Source organism: Phocaeicola intestinalis (assembly GCF_014837065.1).
GTDB classification, from domain to species: Bacteria; Bacteroidota; Bacteroidia; order Bacteroidales; family Bacteroidaceae; genus Phocaeicola; species Phocaeicola intestinalis.
Window position 1 is genome coordinate 1 of record NZ_JACSPP010000159.1, and the last position, 537, is coordinate 537.

Below are 537 nucleotides of genomic sequence, written 5' to 3' on the forward strand. Positions count from 1 at the left end.
CGTTATTTCCACTATACGTTCTACCTGATATTCCGCCTGGTCAGCGTCTACACGGTCTATACCGAAAAGGAACAGAGTGAAGGACGGGTGGACTGCATCGTAGAGACACCCGATTACGTCTATATCTTCGAATTTAAGCTGGACGGTTCGGCAGATGAAGCCCTAAAGCAGGTAGAGGAAAAAGGCTACGCACGCCCCTACGCTTCCGACAGGCGGTCTGTATATAAAATAGGTGCCAGCTTCTCCTCGCAGACCGGGACCATTGACGGCTGGAAAGTGCAAAGCGAACGTTTCAAGCAGCATACCTTTTTCAATAATCTCCATAAACAAGAAATTCCATAAGAATATACGCTATGATGAAATACCCGATAGGCATACAGAGTTTTGAGAAAATGATAACAGAAGGATACTGTTATGTAGACAAAACGGATTTACTCTACCAACTGGTAAAGGAAGGTGTGATTTATTTCCTCAGCCGTCCCCGCAGGTTCGGGAAAAGCCTGCTTGTATCTACTTTGAAAAATTATTTCTTAGGTA

The 537-nt window shown here is 44.5% G+C and carries 2 protein-coding genes; both read left to right on the forward strand.

What is annotated here, in order from left to right:
• Positions 1-342, forward strand: a 342-nt coding sequence (locus tag H9625_RS17500; RefSeq protein WP_191765613.1) for a PD-(D/E)XK nuclease domain-containing protein, incomplete at its 5' end; no start/stop codon positions are given.
• 14 nt (positions 343-356) lie between these two features.
• The coding region (locus tag H9625_RS17505; RefSeq protein WP_191765615.1) for an AAA family ATPase at positions 357-537 on the forward strand (181 nt) is incomplete at its 3' end.